The following is a 16,908-nucleotide window of genomic DNA, read 5'->3' on the forward strand; positions in this document are numbered from 1 at the left end:
GTGCAGAGAATCGGTGTATTTGTCTGTCATTGCGGAAGTAATATTGCCGCTACGGTAGACGTGAAAAAGGTTGTGGAGATCATTGCAAAAGAGCCAGGAGTTGTCCATGCAGAAGATTATCAGTATATGTGTTCCGAAGCAGGACAGTCCAGGATCCAGGAAGCTATCCGTGAAAAAAATCTCACAGGAGTGGTTGTCTGTTCCTGTTCTCCGCGTATGCATGAGGCAACTTTCCGTAAAGCAGCGGAAAAGGCCGGCCTGAATCCATATATGGTGGAGATCGCAAATATTCGTGAGCACTGTTCCTGGATCCACAAGGATATGCAGGAGGCTACGGAGAAGGCCGTGATCCTTGCAAGAGCAGCAGTAGCAAAAGTCAATTTAAATGCTCCTCTTCAGCCGGGAGAAAGCCAGGTTACAAAGAGAGCCCTGATCATCGGAGGCGGTATCGCCGGAATCCAGACGGCTCTTGATATTGCCGATGCAGGCTATGAAGTTGATATTGTGGAAAAAACACCAAGTATCGGCGGAAGAATGTCACAGCTTGACAAAACCTTCCCTACTCTGGATTGCTCCGCATGTATCCTTACTCCAAAAATGGTGGAGGCTGCAGCTCACGAAAAGATCAATATCTATACATACAGTGAAGTAGAAAAAGTTGCAGGTTTTGTAGGAGATTTTACTGTTGATATCCGCAAAAAAGCGCGAAGTGTCAACATGGACAAATGTACAGGCTGTGGAGTCTGCCAGGAAAAATGTCCTTCCAAAAAGATTCCCAATGAGTTCAACAGAGGGCTGAACAACCGGTCAGCTATCTATACTCCGTTTGCACAGGCAATTCCAAATGTTCCTGTGATCGACAGAGAGCATTGCCTGAAATTTAAGACAGGCAAATGTGGTGTCTGCTCCAAAGTATGTCAGGCAGGAGCCATTGATTACGATCAGCAGGATGAGATCGTAACACAGAAATACGGAGCGATCGTGGTGGCAACCGGATTTGATACCATCAAGCTTGACAAATATGATGAATATGCATACAGCCAGAGCAAGGATGTGATCACATCTCTGGAGCTGGAGCGTATCATGAATGCTGCAGGACCTACAAAAGGACATCTTGAGCGCCTCTCCGATGGAAAAGCACCGAAGGAGATCGTATTTATCCAGTGTGTTGGAAGCCGTTGCTCCGATGACCGTGGAAAGCCATACTGTTCCAAGATCTGCTGTATGTACACAGCTAAGCATGCCATGCTGATCCGTGATAAATATCCGGATACCAATGTGACGGTATTTTATATTGATGTCCGTACACCTGGTAAAAACTTCGATGAGTTTTACAGAAGAGCAGTTGAGCAGTATAACGTAAACTACATCAAAGGTCAGGTAGGAAAAGTAATCCCGCAGCCGGATGGAACACTTCTTGTTCAGGGCTCGGATCTTCTTGATAATAAGCAGATCTTTAAGAAAGCAGATATGGTAGTTCTTGCAACAGCCATTGAACCGAATCCGGATGTACGTAAGATCGCTACCATGCTTACTGCAAGTATTGACACCAACAATTTCCTTACAGAAGCCCATGCAAAGCTTCGTCCTGTAGAATCACCGACAGCAGGAATTTTCCTTTCCGGTGTATGCCAGGGACCAAAGGATATCCCGGAGACAGTTGCCCAGGCAGGAGCTGCGGCTGTAAAGGCTATAGGACTTCTTGCAAAGGACAAGCTGACCACCAATCCATGTACGGCAAAATCCGACGAGCTTCTCTGTAACGGATGCTCTACCTGTGCAAATGTATGTCCTTACGGAGCGATTTCCTATGAGGAGAAACAGGTCAACGATCACGGTATCCGTGAGACAAGAAGAGTTGCGGTTGTCAATACAGCACTTTGCCAGGGCTGCGGTGCCTGCACAGTAGCCTGCCCGTCAGGAGCCATGGACCTTCAGGGCTTCTCCAACAGACAGATTATCGCGGAGGTGGATGCAATATGTCGATAGAAACAAAGGAAGAATTCAGACCAAAGATCGTGGCATTCTGCTGTAACTGGTGTAGTTACGCCGGAGCAGACCTTGCAGGAAGCAGCCGTTTGAGCTATCCGGCGGATGTAAAGATCATCCGTGTTCCATGTTCCTGCCGTGTCAATCCCATGTTCATCCTCCGTGCCTTTGAAAAAGGAGCCGATGGTGTGATCATGTGCGGATGCCATCCGGGAGACTGTCATTACAGTACCGGAAACTATTATGCAAGAAGACGTATGACACTTCTGTTTTCAATGCTGGATTATATTGGTGTGGAAAACGGAAGAACACGTGTGGAATGGGTATCTGCCGCAGAGGGCGTGAAATTTTCACAGACTATGAATGAGTTTGTTGAAAAGATCCATTCACTTGGTAAAAACGTGAGATTGGAGGATATAAGATGCAGGAGCTGATAAAACGTGCAAAAGAACTGCTTGCAGATGGCACGGTAGCCCGGGTTCTTGGGTGGAAAGCCGGAGATCTTGCCTTTAATCCGGAACCGGCCTATTTTGAGACACCGGAATCTCTGGAGGATTTTGTCTATGATGGATTCTGCGGTGCCAATTTAAGCAAATATATGATCGAAGCTTCCAAGCTGGAAGGAAAAACCATGGTCTGTCTGAAGCCCTGCGATACATACAGCTTTAACCAGCTTTTAAAAGAGCATCGCGTGGACAGAGAGAAAGCCTATATCGTAGGTGTTGGCTGTAAAGGAAAGCTGGATATTGAAAAGATCCGCAAAATGGGGATCAAGGGTATCCGGGGAATTTCCGGAGCAGAGATTACCGGAGATGCAGAGACATTGACTGTGGATACTGTTTACGGAGAAAAAACCTGTGCATACAAAGATGCCATGCTGGAACGCTGCCATGTATGTAAAGGAAAAGAGCATAAAATTTACGATGAACTGATCGGTGAGTCAAAGGAGACAAAGGACGCTGACCGTTTCGCAGAAGTTGAGCGGATCGAGGCAATGAGTCCGGAAGAAAAATTTGCATTCTGGCAGAGCGAGCTGAGTAAATGTATCCGCTGTAATGCCTGTCGTAATGTATGTCCGGCCTGTAGCTGCCGCAAATGCGTTTTTGACAGCAACAAATTCGACAGCGCCCAGAAGGCAAATGTGGATTCCTTTGAGGAAAAGATGTTCCATGTGATCCGTGCCTTCCATGTAGCCGGAAGATGTACGGACTGTGGCGAGTGCAGCAGAGTCTGCCCGCAGGGAATTCCCCTTCATCTGTTTAACCGTAAGTTTATCAAGGATATTGATGCGTTTTACGGTGAGTATCAGGCAGGCGAGGATGCGGAGTCAAAGGGTCCGCTTACCAGCTTTACCTTTGAGGATGTAGAGCCAGGGATCGTGGCAGAAAGGGGATAATGTATGTATAAGATCGCAGTAGAAAATCTGCCGGCATTATTCCGGAAAATTGCCGCAGACCAGGAATTATATTTACCGGTAAAGGTAAGTGAGCAGGTGAACTTCAAGGCATGGAGCGAGGATGCAGAAGTTTCCCTTGAAACACTGAAAACCGTGAAATCACCGAAGGATGCTTTCTTTCCGCAGAGTGAAAATCTCTATACCTGTAAAAAAGATGGGAAAAATATCAGCATTGAGCCTCAGGCACTAAAAGACCAGAATTTTGTCGTATTCGGAATGAGAGCCTGTGATGTACAGGGCGTGAAAGTTCTCGACAATGTGTTCCTTGGGGATCCGGTGGATACTTTTTACCAGGCAAGAAGAGAACATGGAACTATTGTAGCGCTTGCCTGTCATGAACCGGAGGAAAGCTGCTTCTGTAAAGTATTTGGCATTGATGCTGCAGATCCGGAAGCAGATGTTGCAGCCTGGATCATCGAGGGAGAGCTTTTCTGGAAGCCTCTCACAGAAAAGGGAAATGCTCTGACAGAAGCTGTGAAGGAGCTTTTGGCAGATGCTGATGAGACAAAGGTAGAAGAGGAGAAGAAGGCGATCCGTGGTATTATCGAGCTTCTTCCATATACACATCTTTCACTGGAAGGATGGGCGCAGGAAGAATACATGGACCGTTTCAATTCTCCTGTATGGGAGAAACTGTACAAGCCTTGTCTTGCCTGCGGAACCTGTACCTTCGTATGTCCGACCTGTCAGTGCTATGACATTAAGGATTACGACACAGGGCACGGTGTTCACCGTTACCGCTGCTGGGATTCCTGCATGTACTCTGATTTTACCATGATGGCTCACGGAAACAACCGTACCAGCCAGATGCAGAGATTCCGTCAGAGATTTATGCATAAGCTTGTTTATTATCCGTTAAATAATGACGGCATGTTCTCCTGTGTTGGCTGCGGCCGCTGCGTGGAGAAATGTCCGGAATCTTTAAATATCGTAAAAGTCATCAAGGCCTTTGAAAAACAGGGAGGTGAAAAGAATGAGTGAATGTACCTGTCATAAAAATTATACACTGGATACGCTGATCCCCAAGGTTGGCGTGATCACAGATATCCGTCAGGAGACACCGGATGTAAAAACCTTCCGTGTGGAAGCTCCGGAGGGTGGAAAGCTTTTCGAGCATATGCCAGGACAGTGTGCCATGGTCTGTGTACCGGGAGTCAGTGAAGGTATGTTTTCCATTACTTCTTCTCCGACTGTAAAGGATTATCAGGAATTCAGCATCAAAAAATGCGGATCCCTTACCGATTATCTCCACAGCCTTCAGGTTGGAGATGAGATCGCAGTCCGCGGACCATACGGAAATCATTTTCCGGTGGAAGATAAGTTAAAGGGAAAAAATCTCCTGTTCATCGCAGGTGGAATCGGTCTGGCACCTCTTCGTTCCGTGATCAATTATGTGCTGGATAACCGTGAGGATTACGGAACAGTAGATATTCTCTATGGTTCCCGTTCTGCAGATGATCTGGTGCAGCTTAAGGAAATCCAGGAAGTATGGATGAAAACAGAAGGTGTAAATGTATATCTTACCATTGACCGCGAGCAGGAAGGCTGGGACGGTCATGTAGGATTTGTTCCGAATTATCTGAAGGAGATTGGTTTTGATACTAATAAGACCGCTCTGGTCTGCGGTCCGCCGATCATGATCAAATTCGTTCTGGCAGGACTGGAAGAGCTGGGCTTCTCCAGAGATCAGGTATATACCACACTGGAGCTTCGTATGAAATGCGGTGTGGGAAAATGCGGCCGCTGCAACATCGGAGACAAATACGTCTGCAAAGACGGCCCGGTATTCCGATGTGATGAGGTGGATGAATTACCTAATGAGTACTAAGTTATAGATTGCACCTTAAGAAACTTTCAAATATATGCGCTGGTTATAGCCAGTACACAGCCATGTGGAACAGCCATCTCGCTAAGCTGCCCATTTTAGGAGCGGTTTTAGCGGCGCTGAAATCCAGTACTTACGAAGACTTAGGAGTGAAGGCTCTCCTGAACTCCTTAGTCGCAGTTAGTACTTAGTTCAGCAGAGCGTTGCGACGGGCACGTGTGAGATGGCTGTTCCACATGGCGTACGATTTGGATAAAAGAAAGGACACCAACATGGAAAATAATATGGTAAACGTATATTTTTTCGGTAAAAAATACAGCGTTCCCGGTGATCTGACCATTATGACAGCTATGGAATATGCCGGTTATACATTAAAAAGAGGATGCGGCTGCAGACACGGATTCTGCGGTGCCTGCGCGACCATCTACAGGATCAAGGGACAGAATGAGCTGAAAACCTGTCTCGCCTGTCAGACACAGGTGCAGGAGGGAATGTATGTGGCAAGTATCCCGTTCTTCCCTACAGACAAGAGACTTTATAATATAGAAGATCTTAAGCCGAACCAGCAGGTAATGATGGAGCTTTATCCGGAGATCTACAGCTGCATCGGATGCAATGCCTGCACAAAGGCCTGTACACAGGACTTAAATGTCATGCAGTATATTGCATATGCGCAGAGAGGCGAGCTTGAAAAATGTGCAGAGGAATCCTTTGACTGTGTAAGCTGCGGCTGCTGTTCCGTAAGATGTCCGGCAGGGATTTCCCATCCGATGGTAGGCCTTCTGGCAAGACGCCTCACCGGTAAATATATCGCACCGAAAAGCGAGCATCTGGAGAAACGTGTGGAAGAGATCCACGAGGGCAAATTTGACGATATGATCGAGAAGATCATGCAGAAGCCGATCACAGAGATGCAGGAACTTTACAACAGCAGAGAAATCGAGAAGTAGGAGGGCGTAAAACATGTATGCACCATATCCAGAAAATATGATGGAATCCATCAAAAAGGTAGAGGCTACAAGAGCGGAGCGTATGGCAACAGAGCCAAGACGTCTGAGTGCAGATGAGAAAGATGCTCTTCTCAAAAAATTCCATCCGGATTATAACCCGGATGCATTTGCAGAGATCAAGGTAGGACCGAACAAGGGACAGAAAGCACCACTGGAACTGACAAAAATGCTCCATTCGGAAAGCCGTCTGCTCAACGAAAAAATCGATCTTACAAAAATCGATTATGATGTAGATGTACTGATCATCGGCGGTGGCGGAGCAGGCTCTTCCTGTGCCATCGAGGCTCACAACGCAGGTGCCAACGTTATGATCGTTACAAAACTCCGTATCGGTGATGCCAACACCATGATGGCAGAAGGCGGGATCCAGGCAGCAGATAAAGAAAATGATTCTCCGGTACAGCATTATCTGGACTGCTTTGGAGGCGGACATTTTGCAGCAAAACCGGAGCTGGTAAAAAGACTGGTAATGGAAGCCCCGGATGCGATCAAATGGCTCAACGACCTTGGTGTTGAGTTTGATAAAGCAGAAGACGGAACCATGGTCACTACACATGGCGGCGGTACCTCCAGAAAGAGAATGCATGCTGCAAAGGATTATTCCGGATCAGAGATCATGCGTACTATCCGTGATGAGGTCTTAAATCTTAAGATCCCGGTAGTGGAATTCACCTCCGCTGTAGAACTTCTGAAGGATGAAAAAGGTCAGACTGCCGGTGCAGTTCTTCTCAACATGGAAACCGGAGACTATTCCGTTGCAAGAGCAAAAACGGTTGTCATTGCAACCGGCGGTGCAGGAAGAATGCATTATCAGGGATTCCCAACCTCCAATCACTACGGAGCAACTGCTGACGGACTCGTACTTGGATACAGAGCAGGCGCTTCCCTTCTTTACCAGGATTCTATCCAGTATCATCCAACAGGTGCGATCTATCCGTCACAGATCCTTGGTGCCCTGGTAACAGAGAAGGTTCGTTCCGTTGGTGCACAGCTTGTAAATGCAAACGGAGAAGCTTATATCCATCCGCTGGAAACCCGTGACGTAAATGCTTCCGGTGTTATCCGTGAGTGTGAGGAAGGCCGTGGCGTTGAAGTTCCAGGTGGACGAAAAGGTGTATGGCTGGATACTCCGATGATCGAGATCCTGGGCGGTGAGGGAACTATCGAAAAGAGGATCCCTGCCATGTTCCGTATGTACATGAACTACGGCATTGATATGAGAAAAGTCCCGATCGTGATCTACCCGACCCTTCATTATCAGAACGGTGGACTTGAGATCAACGGAGACGGCTTTACAAAAGAAATCCCGAACCTTCTGGTTGCAGGAGAGGCAGCAGGCGGAATCCACGGAAGAAACCGACTGATGGGCAACTCTCTTCTTGATGTAATTGTATTCGGACGAAATGCAGGTAAAAAAGCAGCTGCCAAATGCAAAGAGGTAGAGCTTGGCACAATGAACCTGGATCATATCAGAAAATATGAAGAGGAACTGAAAAATGCAGGAGTTGATACAGGAGACGTATCTCCTATGCTTCTGCCGAAATATGCCCGCCACGAACGTTAACAATATGTTATGATAATAAAAACATATGAGATAAGCGAAAGGAGTCTATTATGAGAGAAATCGAAGTAAGCAGACTTACAGAGGTTATCGAAAAACTCTGTATCGAAGCCAATGAACATCTCCCGGAAGATGTGAAGGATGCTATCAAAACCTGCCGTGCCTGCGAGGACGGCGAGATCGCAAAAGGTGTCCTTGATAACATTATCGAGAATTTTGATATTGCGGACAGTGAGAATGTTCCGATCTGTCAGGATACCGGAATGGCATGCGTATTCCTTGAAATTGGTCAGGATGTCCACTTTACAGGCGGAGATTTAAATGATGCCATCAATGAAGGTGTACGCCGCGGATACGACAAAGGTTACCTGAGAAAATCCGTTGTCAAAGATCCTGTCCGTCGTGGAAATACAGGCGATAATACACCGGCAATGATCTACACAGAGATCGTTCCCGGAGATCAGGTAAAAGTTACTGTAGGACCAAAAGGTTTCGGAAGCGAGAACATGAGCCAGATCCGTATGTTCAAACCATCCGCAGGTCTTCAGGGAATCAAGGATTTCATTCTTGAGGTTGTAGAAACTGCAGGTCCGAATCCATGTCCGCCTATGGTAGTTGGTGTTGGTATCGGAGGAACTTTTGACAAATGTGCGCTTCTTGCAAAGAAAGCGCTGATGCGCCCTCTGAATACAGAGAATCCGGATCCTTACTATGCAGATCTTGAGAAAGAGATGCTGGAGAAGATCAACAAGCTTGGTATCGGACCTCAGGGCTTTGGCGGAAAGACCACAGCTATCGGTCTGAACATCGAGACTATGCCTACCCATATCGCAGGTATGCCATGTGCAGTTAACATCAACTGCCATGTAACACGTCATAAAACGGAGGTGCTTTAATATGGAAAGAAGAAAGATCACACTGCCTCTGACAAGAGAGCTGGCAAGAACTCTCCATGCAGGCGACCAGGTTTTATTGACAGGAACCATCTATACATCCCGTGACGCAGGTCACAAGAGAATGTGCGAGGCCCTTGCAAAAGGAGAAAAGATTCCTTTTGACCCTACAGACGCTACCATATACTATGTAGGTCCGACTCCTGCAAAGCCAGGTGAAGTCATCGGCTCCGCAGGCCCTACAACCAGCGGCCGTATGGATGCCTATGCACCGACCATGATGTCCGTAGGCGCCAGAGGAATGATCGGAAAAGGTGCCCGCCTTCCGGAAGTCGTAGATGCAATGAAAAAATATGACGGCGTATATTTCGGAGCCATCGGCGGTGCAGGTGCACTTCTTGCAAAATGCATCAAAAAAGCAGAGCTTATCGCTTACGAAGACCTTGGAGCAGAAGCACTCCGCAAGCTTTATGTGGAAGACATGCCGCTTGTAGTCATCATTGACAGCGAGGGAAATAACCTCTACGAAGAGGGACGTGCAGAGTACCTGAAAGAGCACGCAGAATAATCTTTTGCTCTACAATATGATATTGTGATATATTTCAAAAAGGAATAAAAGGATAAAAGTCCGACAGTAAATGCTGAAGATCCGTGCAGAAGCATTTATTGTTGGACTTTTTAATTTAACCGAAACTGCTTCGGATGTAAAAGTGTAATTTGATTTCAAAATTGGAAATGGCTGAGCTAAAAACAAGAGATACTTTGCAGAGCGGGGAATTTTACCCGGATTTACGATAAATTTAACCATAAACACGGTTGACATACCCGGCCGGGGACGTTATAATGGCCGGGTTGAAAAAAATATTTTAAGAAAAAAGGCAGGTGAACAGAATGGACAGTTGTGATTCTCATGGGCGAAGTTGTAGCTCTCGGAATGGAAGATGGAAGGCGCAGAGAGGGACGGGATTGTTCCATTCTGTTTTAATAGTGTCATAATATACATTTTTTCATTCTTCTCATTCTGAGAATTCATACAGTAAAACGGACGTATATTATTTCTTTCCGTTTTACATTCAAATCCCAAGGAAACACAATCGAAAATCAAACAGCACATAGACATGCTTTAACATGTCTGTTTTTGGTGTGCGTGTTTTGTGCGAAACTATGTGAGGAGGATGAGAAAATGACAAAAAGAAATCAGGATTTTTCAAAAGATATTCTGAGTCTGATCCGAAGTAGTGTTTCTCCGGCAGTTTTAAGTGAAAGGCTGCAGGATTTCCACGAAAACGATCTGGCGGAAGTATTAAGAGAATTAAGCACTGCGGAGCGCAGCAGACTATACCGTATCCTGGAAAGCAGTATGCTGGCAGATGTTTTTGAATATCTGGAGGAAGAAGAAACTGTACAATATCTGGAAGAGATGGATGTAAAAAAAGCGGCAGCCATTCTTTCCAAAATGGAAACCGATGCCCTGGCAGATGTTTTAAAGCAGATCGATAAAGAAAAACGCAAGCTTCTGATCCAGCTTCTGGATGAACAGGTGCGGAAAGATATTGAAATGATCCGCTCCTTTGATGAGGATGAGATCGGAAGCAGAATGACAACGAACTGCATTGTGATCCGTGAAAACCTGACCGTAAAGCAGGCTATGAGTGAGCTGGTTTCCCAGGCGGCAGATAATGATAATATTTCTACGATCTTTGCAGTGACGGACAGAGGGGAGTTTTATGGAGCTCTAGATCTGAAGGACCTGATCACAGCAAGACAGGACCATCCTATGGAAGAGCTGATCGTAACTTCCTATCCATATGTGTATGGTACTGAGCAGATCGACGACTGTATGGAACGGCTGAAGGATTATTCTGAAGATTCTATTCCTGTATTGGACGATGACAATCGTTTCCTTGGAGTGATCACATCCGCAGGGATCATCGATCTGGTAGACGATGAGATGGGAGAGGATTATGCAAAGCTGGCTGGTCTGACTGCAGAGGAAGATCTGAAAGAACCTCTTTTTGAAAGCATGAAAAAAAGAATGCCCTGGCTGATCGTTCTTCTGGGTCTTGGTATGGTGGTATCTTCTGTTGTGGGAATATTTGAAAAAGTAGTTACCTGTCTGCCGATCATCATGTGTTTCCAGTCTCTGATCCTGGATATGGCAGGAAATGTTGGAACCCAGTCCCTGGCTGTAACCATCCGTGTACTGATGGATGAGACACTGACGGGCAGACAGAAAGCAGAGCTTGTGCTGAAGGAAATGCGGATCGGCCTTTGCAACGGTGGTCTGCTCGGAATTCTGTCTTTTGTACTGATCGGATTGTATATTTTCTTATTCAAAGGAAAAACTCTCGTATTTGCCTATGCGGTATCCGGCTGTATCGGATTATCCCTGCTGGTGGCCATGCTGGTATCCAGTGCAGTGGGAACCTGCATACCGCTGTTTTTCAAAAAGGTTGGTGTGGATCCGGCAGTAGCCTCAGGTCCGCTGATCACTACGGTGAACGATCTTGTAGCCGTGATAACATACTATGGAATGAGCTGGATCTTCCTGATCGAGATGTTCCACCTGGCTGGCTGAGAGTAAAATGCAGCTATGCTTATAAAAACAGACAGATATCAGAAATCTGTCGGATAACAGAAAAGTTACCGATACAAAAAAATTCCGGATCGAAAGATTCGCACGACAAACGCATGAGTAAATAAATTGTGAACACACCCCTTTTCTAGTAAAATAAAAGAAAAAGGGGTGTTATTTATGCAGGAATTATTAGAGTGGATGGAATACATTGAAGATACTCGTCAGCAGACAAAGGTTCGTCATACGTTGAAGGATATTCTTGTCATTGTGTTGTTTGCAACTCTTGCGAATGCGGATGACTGGGTTGAGATGGCATTGTTTGCAGAAAGCTATCAGGATTATCTTCGAAAGTATATTGAACTAAAAAACGGAATCCCCTCTCATGATACGATCCGGCGTGTCATGGGGATGATATCGCCCGAAATTCTGCAGCAGCTCTATGGAAAATGGCAGGAGCGGCTGGATAAAAATGATGGAGAACTGTTGAAGAAGATCATCTGCATAGATGGAAAAACGATGTGTTCGAATAAACGTGGAGAAGAAAAAGCAAGTCACATTGTTTCTGCATGGAGTAAGGAAGATGGATTTTGTCTGGGACAGAAAGCAGTCAAAGAAAAAAGCAATGAAATAACAGCGATTCCAGAGCTGTTGGAAAAAATCCAGATAAAGGGTCAGATCATTACGATTGATGCAATGGGAACGCAGACAGCGATCGCAGGAAAAATCAGGCAGAAACGAGCGGATTATGTTCTGGCATTGAAGAAAAATCAATACACAATGTACGAAGATGTAAAAGAATACTTTTCGAATGAGGAGTTTCAAAAAGAAATGCGCGAAAAGGGGGCATATAAGAAGACCCGTGAGAAAGCCCATGGGCAAATTGAGATCCGAGAGTATTATCAGACGGAAGATATCCGGTGGCTGAGCCAAAAGAAGAATTGGAAAGGCCTGAGAAGCATTGTAATGGAGAAGAAACGAATAGAAAAAGCAGGAAAGATAACGTATGAATATCGATATTTTATAAGCAGTTTAAAAACGGATATCAACGAAGTCAGCCGAGCGGTGCGAGGTCATTGGAGTATAGAAAGTATGCATTGGCATTTGGATGTAACATTTCGGGAGGATGCAAATACGACAATCGATAAAATGGCGGCACAAAATTTGAACATTATAAGAAAATGGAGCCTGAGTATTTTGAAACCAGCAGAACTATCAAGACATAAGTTGTCAATGAGAAAGAAAAGGTTCGTAGTAAGTTTGCGTCCAATTAAGTATTTAGAAGAGCTTTTAGAAGCTTAAAAAGTAGAAAAAAATAGAATTTGCAGTTGCTAACCATTCATGCGTTTGTCGTGAAAGATTCGGGATTTTTCTTTACATACAAACAGAAAGCTATTATAATAAAAGATACGCTTTGCCCGTTTAAAACGTTGCAGAAATAAATACAAACAACGGGCAGAAAAAGAGAACAAAACGATCACATGGGGTGATTGGGGAAAGGAAACAGTAACATGATAGTAACAATGATCGAAAAGGTCTATACATTTCTGTGGGGAGATCTGGTAAAGATTCCGCTTCCGGGAGGAAGTACGCTGGGAATCTCACTTCTGATCCTGCTTCTGATTCCGACCGGTATCTATTTTACCATCAGGACAAAGCTTCTGCCGATCCGTCTTTTTCCGGATATGGTACGAGCCCTGTCAGAAAAGAAAAGTGACAAAAATAATCTTTCAGCATTTCAGACGCTGATCGTATCTACAGCTACCCGTGTGGGAATGGGAAACCTGGTCGGTGTGGTAGCTGCGATCTCGGCAGGAGGTGCAGGAGCGGTATTCTGGATGTGGATCACGGCGCTGATCGGTTCCTCCACTGCTTTTATCGAAGCGACCCTGGCACAGCTCTATAAAGAAAAGGATCCTCTTTATGGTGGCTACAGGGGCGGTCCTGCCTACTATATCCACCGCTACTGGGAAGAAAAACAGGGCAGAAAACGAAAAAAGATTCTGCTTTCCGTTCTGTTTGCCATTTCCGGCCTGATCTGCTGGTGTGGGATCAGTCAGGTTATCAGCAATTCCGTCACAGCGTCTTTCAAAAATGCTTTTGATATTCCACCGCTGTATACTACCATCGTGCTGGTAGTGATCGCAGCTGTGATCGTGCTTCGGAAGAATGCAACGGTTAAAGTTCTGGATCTTCTGGTGCCGGTAATGGCAGTGCTTTATTTTGTGATCACGCTGTTTATTATATTTACAAATCTCGGAAGTATGCCGGGAGTATTTAAACGGATCTTTGAAGAAGCTTTCGGATTACGTCAGGCTGCTGCCGGCGGATTTGGCGTCGTTCTGATGAACGGAGTAAAAAGAGGTCTTTTTTCCAATGAGGCGGGAAGCGGCTCCGCTCCCTGTGCAGCAGCGGCAGCAGAATGTGACAGTCCGGTAAAAGCCGGATTTGTCCAGGCCCTGGGTGTATTTGTGGATACGATCGTGATCTGCAGCTGTACAGCTATGATCATGCTTCTGGCCCCGGAAGATCTGGTCCAGGGACTTGCCGGAATGGAACTTCTTCAGACAGCCATGCATTATCACCTGGGACAGTTTGGAGTGATCTTTATTGCTGCAACACTGTTTATGTTCAGCTTTTCCACATTCCTGGGAATCCTGTTTTATGCAAGAGGCAATGTGGCCTATCTTTTCGGTGACAACTGGGCATCCCAGACAGGGTATAAAGTACTGGCCCTTGTGATGCTGTTTATCGGCGGGATCGCAGCCTATACATTTGTGTGGGATCTGGGAGATGTGGGAATTGGTCTGATGACGATCTTTAATATTTTCATGTTATATCCTCTTGGGGAAAAAGCACTGAAAGAACTGAAGATTTACGAAGCAGAGAAAAAGAAAAAATAAAACAGATAAAAAGTCCGGCGGACTGTGACAGAAAAATGTCATGGTCCGCCAGAAAACTGTTTACAGACCCGGAAACTATATGGTAATATATCAAAGTAAAGCGATAAAAGAATAAAGAGTTCTGATGGCTATGCATATATACGTTGTGTATATGTAATGTGGATAAGACATAGATCAGGCTCTGTGAATACCAGCGATCAGCTGGATGAAGAGGAGGATATGAAAATGTATATTACATCTGCTGGACGTAGAAGGTGTACTGGTACCGGAGATCTGGATCGCATTTGCAGAGGCAAGCGGAATCCCGGAGCTTAAGAGAACAACCCGTGATGAGCCGGATTACGATAAACTGATGAACTGGCGACTTGGCATCCTGAAAGAGCATGGCCTTGGTCTGAAAGAGATCCAGGAGACCATCGCAAAGATCGATCCTCTCCCGGGAGCAAAGGAATTCCTGGATGAGCTGAGATCTTTTTCCCAGGTGATCCTGATCAGTGATACTTTTACACAGTTTGCAACTCCCCTGATGGAGAAACTTGGCCGTCCCACACTTTTCTGTAACACTCTGGAAGTGGCAGAGAACGGAGAGATCACAGGATTTAAGATGCGCTGTGAGAAATCCAAGCTTACGACTGTAAAAGCACTGCAGTCTATGGGATTTGACACCATTGCGAGCGGAGATTCCTACAATGATCTTGGAATGATCCAGGCAAGTAAAGCGGGATTTCTTTTCCGCAGTACAGAGCAGATTCGTGCAGATCATCCGGAAATTCCGGCCTATGAGGAGTATGATGAACTGCTTGCCGCGATCAGAGATGCAATGAAATAATATTCAGAATAACTCATTTAACCAAATCAAGTAAGTCCCCTGCGGGGTTGCGAAAAGCAATAAGCAGTGGGTGGGGACTTGCTTGTATCAGGAGGAGTGCAAGCTCCTCCTGATAAACTGCGGAGCAGTTATTTGGTGTAGAGCTACGTAGCGAAGCGGATTGCGAATATCCGCTTGATCCAAAAACAGGCGAAGAATCGACGAAGAGAAAAATAATGTCGATTTTGTGCCTGCTTTTTTTGCTTTTTATATTAGAGAAGAGTATAATTGTATAAAATAGGTTTATTTTAAAAAACAATAAAAGTGAAAAAGAGGCGGGGCAGAAACTGTATGAGAACAGTACTGGAATACACTGAAAACAATCTGATCTATATGATCGTACTGTGGGGCGTGATGATCCTGGCAGCTGTTTTCTGGAATCTCTACCGAAGAGAAAAGAAGGCGGCGAGAAAGGCCAGAGAAGAACTGAGGGGTGGAAAGAAATTTTACAGCTCTTTCGAAAACAACCGGAAGATAGCTTATGTTTTTGTCAGTGAGAAGAACAGAAAGGTGCTGTACGCGACACCGAATCTGGAGCTGGTAACAGGAATCCGACCGGATGATCTGAAAACGGATACAGAACTTATGACAGGTCTCATTGTACGAAAAGAAGCCAGAGAGATTGCAAAACAGCTGAATGCCTGGAATAAAGAACAGGAATTTTCCAGTGAAGTGAATTATCACAGAAGCGGAGAGAAAGAACTGCGGCGTGGACAGATACAGATCCTGTACTGTGAAAAGGATGGCGGTTATCTTCTGATTCTTTCGGATATTACAGAAGAATATGAAAAACGCCAGGAAATGGAACGGGAACTTATTATTGCCCAAAAGGAAAGTCAGTCCAAGACGGACTTCCTCTCTCAGATGTCTCACGAAATCCGTACACCGATGAATGGAATCCTGGGTATGCTGAGCCTTCTGAAAACCCATTTAAATCAGCCGGCAGCGGCAGAGGAATATCTTGCAAAAACAGAAAATCTGTCACATTTTCTTCTGACTCTGATCAACGATATCCTGGATATGTCCCGAATCGAAAGCGGCAAGGTTCAGCTGGAAGAAATTCCCTTTTCGCTGGAACAGCTGGTTGATAAACTGGATTCCATGTTCCGCAGTACTGCAGAAGCCAAGGGTATCAACTGGAAGATCGAGATGCAGGATTTTGATGTAAAATACGTGATTGGTGATGAGATGCGTCTCAGTCAGGTTATTATCAATTTCATTTCCAATGCCAATAAATTTACTCCGCCTGGAGGAACGGTAGAGGTTCTGTTTCGGCAGATGGACCGGATTGGAAATGATCTTCATTTTATGATCCGTGTCAGTGATACGGGAAAGGGAATCAAAGAAGACTTCCTCAGCAAGATCTTCCGGCCGTTTGAGCAGGAGGATGCATCTACGGCACATAACTATGGTGGAAGTGGTCTTGGAATGGCCATTGCAGACAGCATGGTACGTCTGATGAACGGGCAGATTCTGGTAGAAAGTGAAGAGGGAAAGGGAACCGAGTTCAGTGTATATCTTTCCCTGCCGATAGCAGAAGTGCAGGAACAGAATGAGGGCACGGAGATAACGGAAGCGGAAGATCCTGCGAAGACACGTGCGATAGAAGCATTCACACTGAAAGGAGTCCGGATCCTTCTTGCGGAAGATAATGATATCAATGCAGAGATCGCAATGGAGATCCTGGCCATGGAAGGTGCAGTTCTTACAAGAGCCTGCGATGGCGCGGAAGTTGTAAAAATGTTTAAAGAAAGTAGGCCATATACTTTTGATGTGATCCTCATGGATATCCGAGATGCCGAATATGGACGGATGGGAAGCGACCAGG

At 45.5% G+C, this 16,908-nt stretch carries 13 protein-coding genes and 1 pseudogene; all 14 read left to right on the forward strand.

The window, feature by feature from the left end; genetic code table 11:
• The gene (locus tag AC04Q6_RS02510; protein WP_059085575.1) at positions 1 to 1,989 is read left to right on the forward strand and encodes a CoB--CoM heterodisulfide reductase iron-sulfur subunit A family protein; all 1,989 of its coding nucleotides are present in this window, start codon (positions 1 to 3) and stop codon (positions 1,987 to 1,989) included.
• Positions 1,980 to 2,423 carry a hydrogenase iron-sulfur subunit gene (locus AC04Q6_RS02515; protein ID WP_015524686.1) on the forward strand — a complete coding sequence of 148 codons (444 nt, stop codon included), beginning with the start codon at positions 1,980 to 1,982 and terminating at the stop codon, positions 2,421 to 2,423. The genes AC04Q6_RS02510 and AC04Q6_RS02515 overlap by 10 nt, the downstream gene beginning before the upstream one ends.
• The gene (locus tag AC04Q6_RS02520) at positions 2,411 to 3,385 is read left to right on the forward strand and encodes a 4Fe-4S dicluster domain-containing protein (protein WP_118071371.1); all 975 of its coding nucleotides are present in this window, start codon (positions 2,411 to 2,413) and stop codon (positions 3,383 to 3,385) included. Before AC04Q6_RS02515 ends, AC04Q6_RS02520 begins: the two co-directional genes overlap by 13 nt.
• 3 nt (positions 3,386 to 3,388) lie before the next feature.
• Positions 3,389 to 4,426 carry a 4Fe-4S dicluster domain-containing protein gene (locus AC04Q6_RS02525; protein ID WP_118071370.1) on the forward strand — a complete coding sequence of 346 codons (1,038 nt, stop codon included), beginning with the start codon at positions 3,389 to 3,391 and terminating at the stop codon, positions 4,424 to 4,426.
• Entirely contained in the window at positions 4,419 to 5,273 is an 855-nt protein-coding gene (locus AC04Q6_RS02530; RefSeq protein ID WP_119247937.1) for an FAD/NAD(P)-binding protein, read from the forward strand. Before AC04Q6_RS02525 ends, AC04Q6_RS02530 begins: the two co-directional genes overlap by 8 nt.
• Before the next feature lie 233 nt (positions 5,274 to 5,506).
• Positions 5,507 to 6,220 (forward strand): 2Fe-2S iron-sulfur cluster-binding protein, encoded by a 714-nt coding sequence (locus tag AC04Q6_RS02535; protein ID WP_330383239.1) that lies wholly within the window; start codon positions 5,507 to 5,509, stop codon positions 6,218 to 6,220.
• 13 nt (positions 6,221 to 6,233) lie between these two features.
• Entirely contained in the window at positions 6,234 to 7,844 is a 1,611-nt protein-coding gene (locus AC04Q6_RS02540) for an FAD-dependent oxidoreductase (protein WP_022426050.1), read from the forward strand.
• A 50-nt stretch (positions 7,845 to 7,894) separates the two neighbouring features.
• Entirely contained in the window at positions 7,895 to 8,737 is an 843-nt protein-coding gene (locus tag AC04Q6_RS02545) for a fumarate hydratase (RefSeq protein WP_092068932.1), read from the forward strand.
• Between the two features lies 1 nt (position 8,738).
• The gene (locus tag AC04Q6_RS02550) at positions 8,739 to 9,302 is read left to right on the forward strand and encodes a Fe-S-containing hydro-lyase (protein ID WP_021652987.1); all 564 of its coding nucleotides are present in this window, start codon (positions 8,739 to 8,741) and stop codon (positions 9,300 to 9,302) included.
• A gap of 615 nt (positions 9,303 to 9,917) precedes the next feature.
• The gene (gene mgtE, locus AC04Q6_RS02555; RefSeq protein ID WP_118064150.1) at positions 9,918 to 11,312 is read left to right on the forward strand and encodes a magnesium transporter; all 1,395 of its coding nucleotides are present in this window, start codon (positions 9,918 to 9,920) and stop codon (positions 11,310 to 11,312) included.
• A 177-nt stretch (positions 11,313 to 11,489) separates the two neighbouring features.
• Positions 11,490 to 12,611 (forward strand): ISAs1 family transposase, encoded by a 1,122-nt coding sequence (locus AC04Q6_RS02560; RefSeq protein ID WP_118064820.1) that lies wholly within the window; start codon positions 11,490 to 11,492, stop codon positions 12,609 to 12,611.
• 209 nt (positions 12,612 to 12,820) lie between these two features.
• A complete protein-coding gene (locus AC04Q6_RS02565) occupies positions 12,821 to 14,212 on the forward strand; it encodes an alanine/glycine:cation symporter family protein (RefSeq protein ID WP_118168571.1) in 1,392 nt (463 codons plus the stop codon).
• A 229-nt stretch (positions 14,213 to 14,441) separates the two neighbouring features.
• Positions 14,442 to 15,041 (forward strand): bifunctional phosphoserine phosphatase/homoserine phosphotransferase ThrH, encoded by a 600-nt coding sequence (thrH, locus tag AC04Q6_RS02570; RefSeq protein ID WP_476389526.1) that lies wholly within the window; start codon positions 14,442 to 14,444, stop codon positions 15,039 to 15,041.
• A gap of 840 nt (positions 15,042 to 15,881) precedes the next feature.
• Positions 15,882 to 16,598 (forward strand): annotated as a pseudogene (locus AC04Q6_RS02575) (sensor histidine kinase); the annotation flags it as partial.
• Between the last annotated feature and the right edge of the window lie 310 nt (positions 16,599 to 16,908).

It is taken from the genome of Blautia sp. HA9023 (assembly GCF_056504095.1).

What these genes read in the sequence shown, in the direction of transcription:
- AC04Q6_RS02515 (WP_015524686.1), top strand. Translation starts at nt 1,980, where the DNA reads ATGTCGATAGAAACAAAGGAAGAATTCAGACCAAAGATCGTGGCATTC.
- AC04Q6_RS02520 (WP_118071371.1), top strand. Translation starts at nt 2,411, where the DNA reads ATGCAGGAGCTGATAAAACGTGCAAAAGAACTGCTTGCAGATGGCACG.
- AC04Q6_RS02525 (WP_118071370.1), top strand. Translation starts at nt 3,389, where the DNA reads ATGTATAAGATCGCAGTAGAAAATCTGCCGGCATTATTCCGGAAAATT.
- AC04Q6_RS02530 (WP_119247937.1), top strand. Translation starts at nt 4,419, where the DNA reads ATGAGTGAATGTACCTGTCATAAAAATTATACACTGGATACGCTGATC.
- AC04Q6_RS02535 (WP_330383239.1), top strand. Translation starts at nt 5,507, where the DNA reads ATGGCGTACGATTTGGATAAAAGAAAGGACACCAACATGGAAAATAAT.
- AC04Q6_RS02540 (WP_022426050.1), top strand. Translation starts at nt 6,234, where the DNA reads ATGTATGCACCATATCCAGAAAATATGATGGAATCCATCAAAAAGGTA.
- AC04Q6_RS02545 (WP_092068932.1), top strand. Translation starts at nt 7,895, where the DNA reads ATGAGAGAAATCGAAGTAAGCAGACTTACAGAGGTTATCGAAAAACTC.
- AC04Q6_RS02550 (WP_021652987.1), top strand. Translation starts at nt 8,739, where the DNA reads ATGGAAAGAAGAAAGATCACACTGCCTCTGACAAGAGAGCTGGCAAGA.
- mgtE (WP_118064150.1), top strand. Translation starts at nt 9,918, where the DNA reads ATGACAAAAAGAAATCAGGATTTTTCAAAAGATATTCTGAGTCTGATC.
- AC04Q6_RS02560 (WP_118064820.1), top strand. Translation starts at nt 11,490, where the DNA reads ATGCAGGAATTATTAGAGTGGATGGAATACATTGAAGATACTCGTCAG.
- AC04Q6_RS02565 (WP_118168571.1), top strand. Translation starts at nt 12,821, where the DNA reads ATGATAGTAACAATGATCGAAAAGGTCTATACATTTCTGTGGGGAGAT.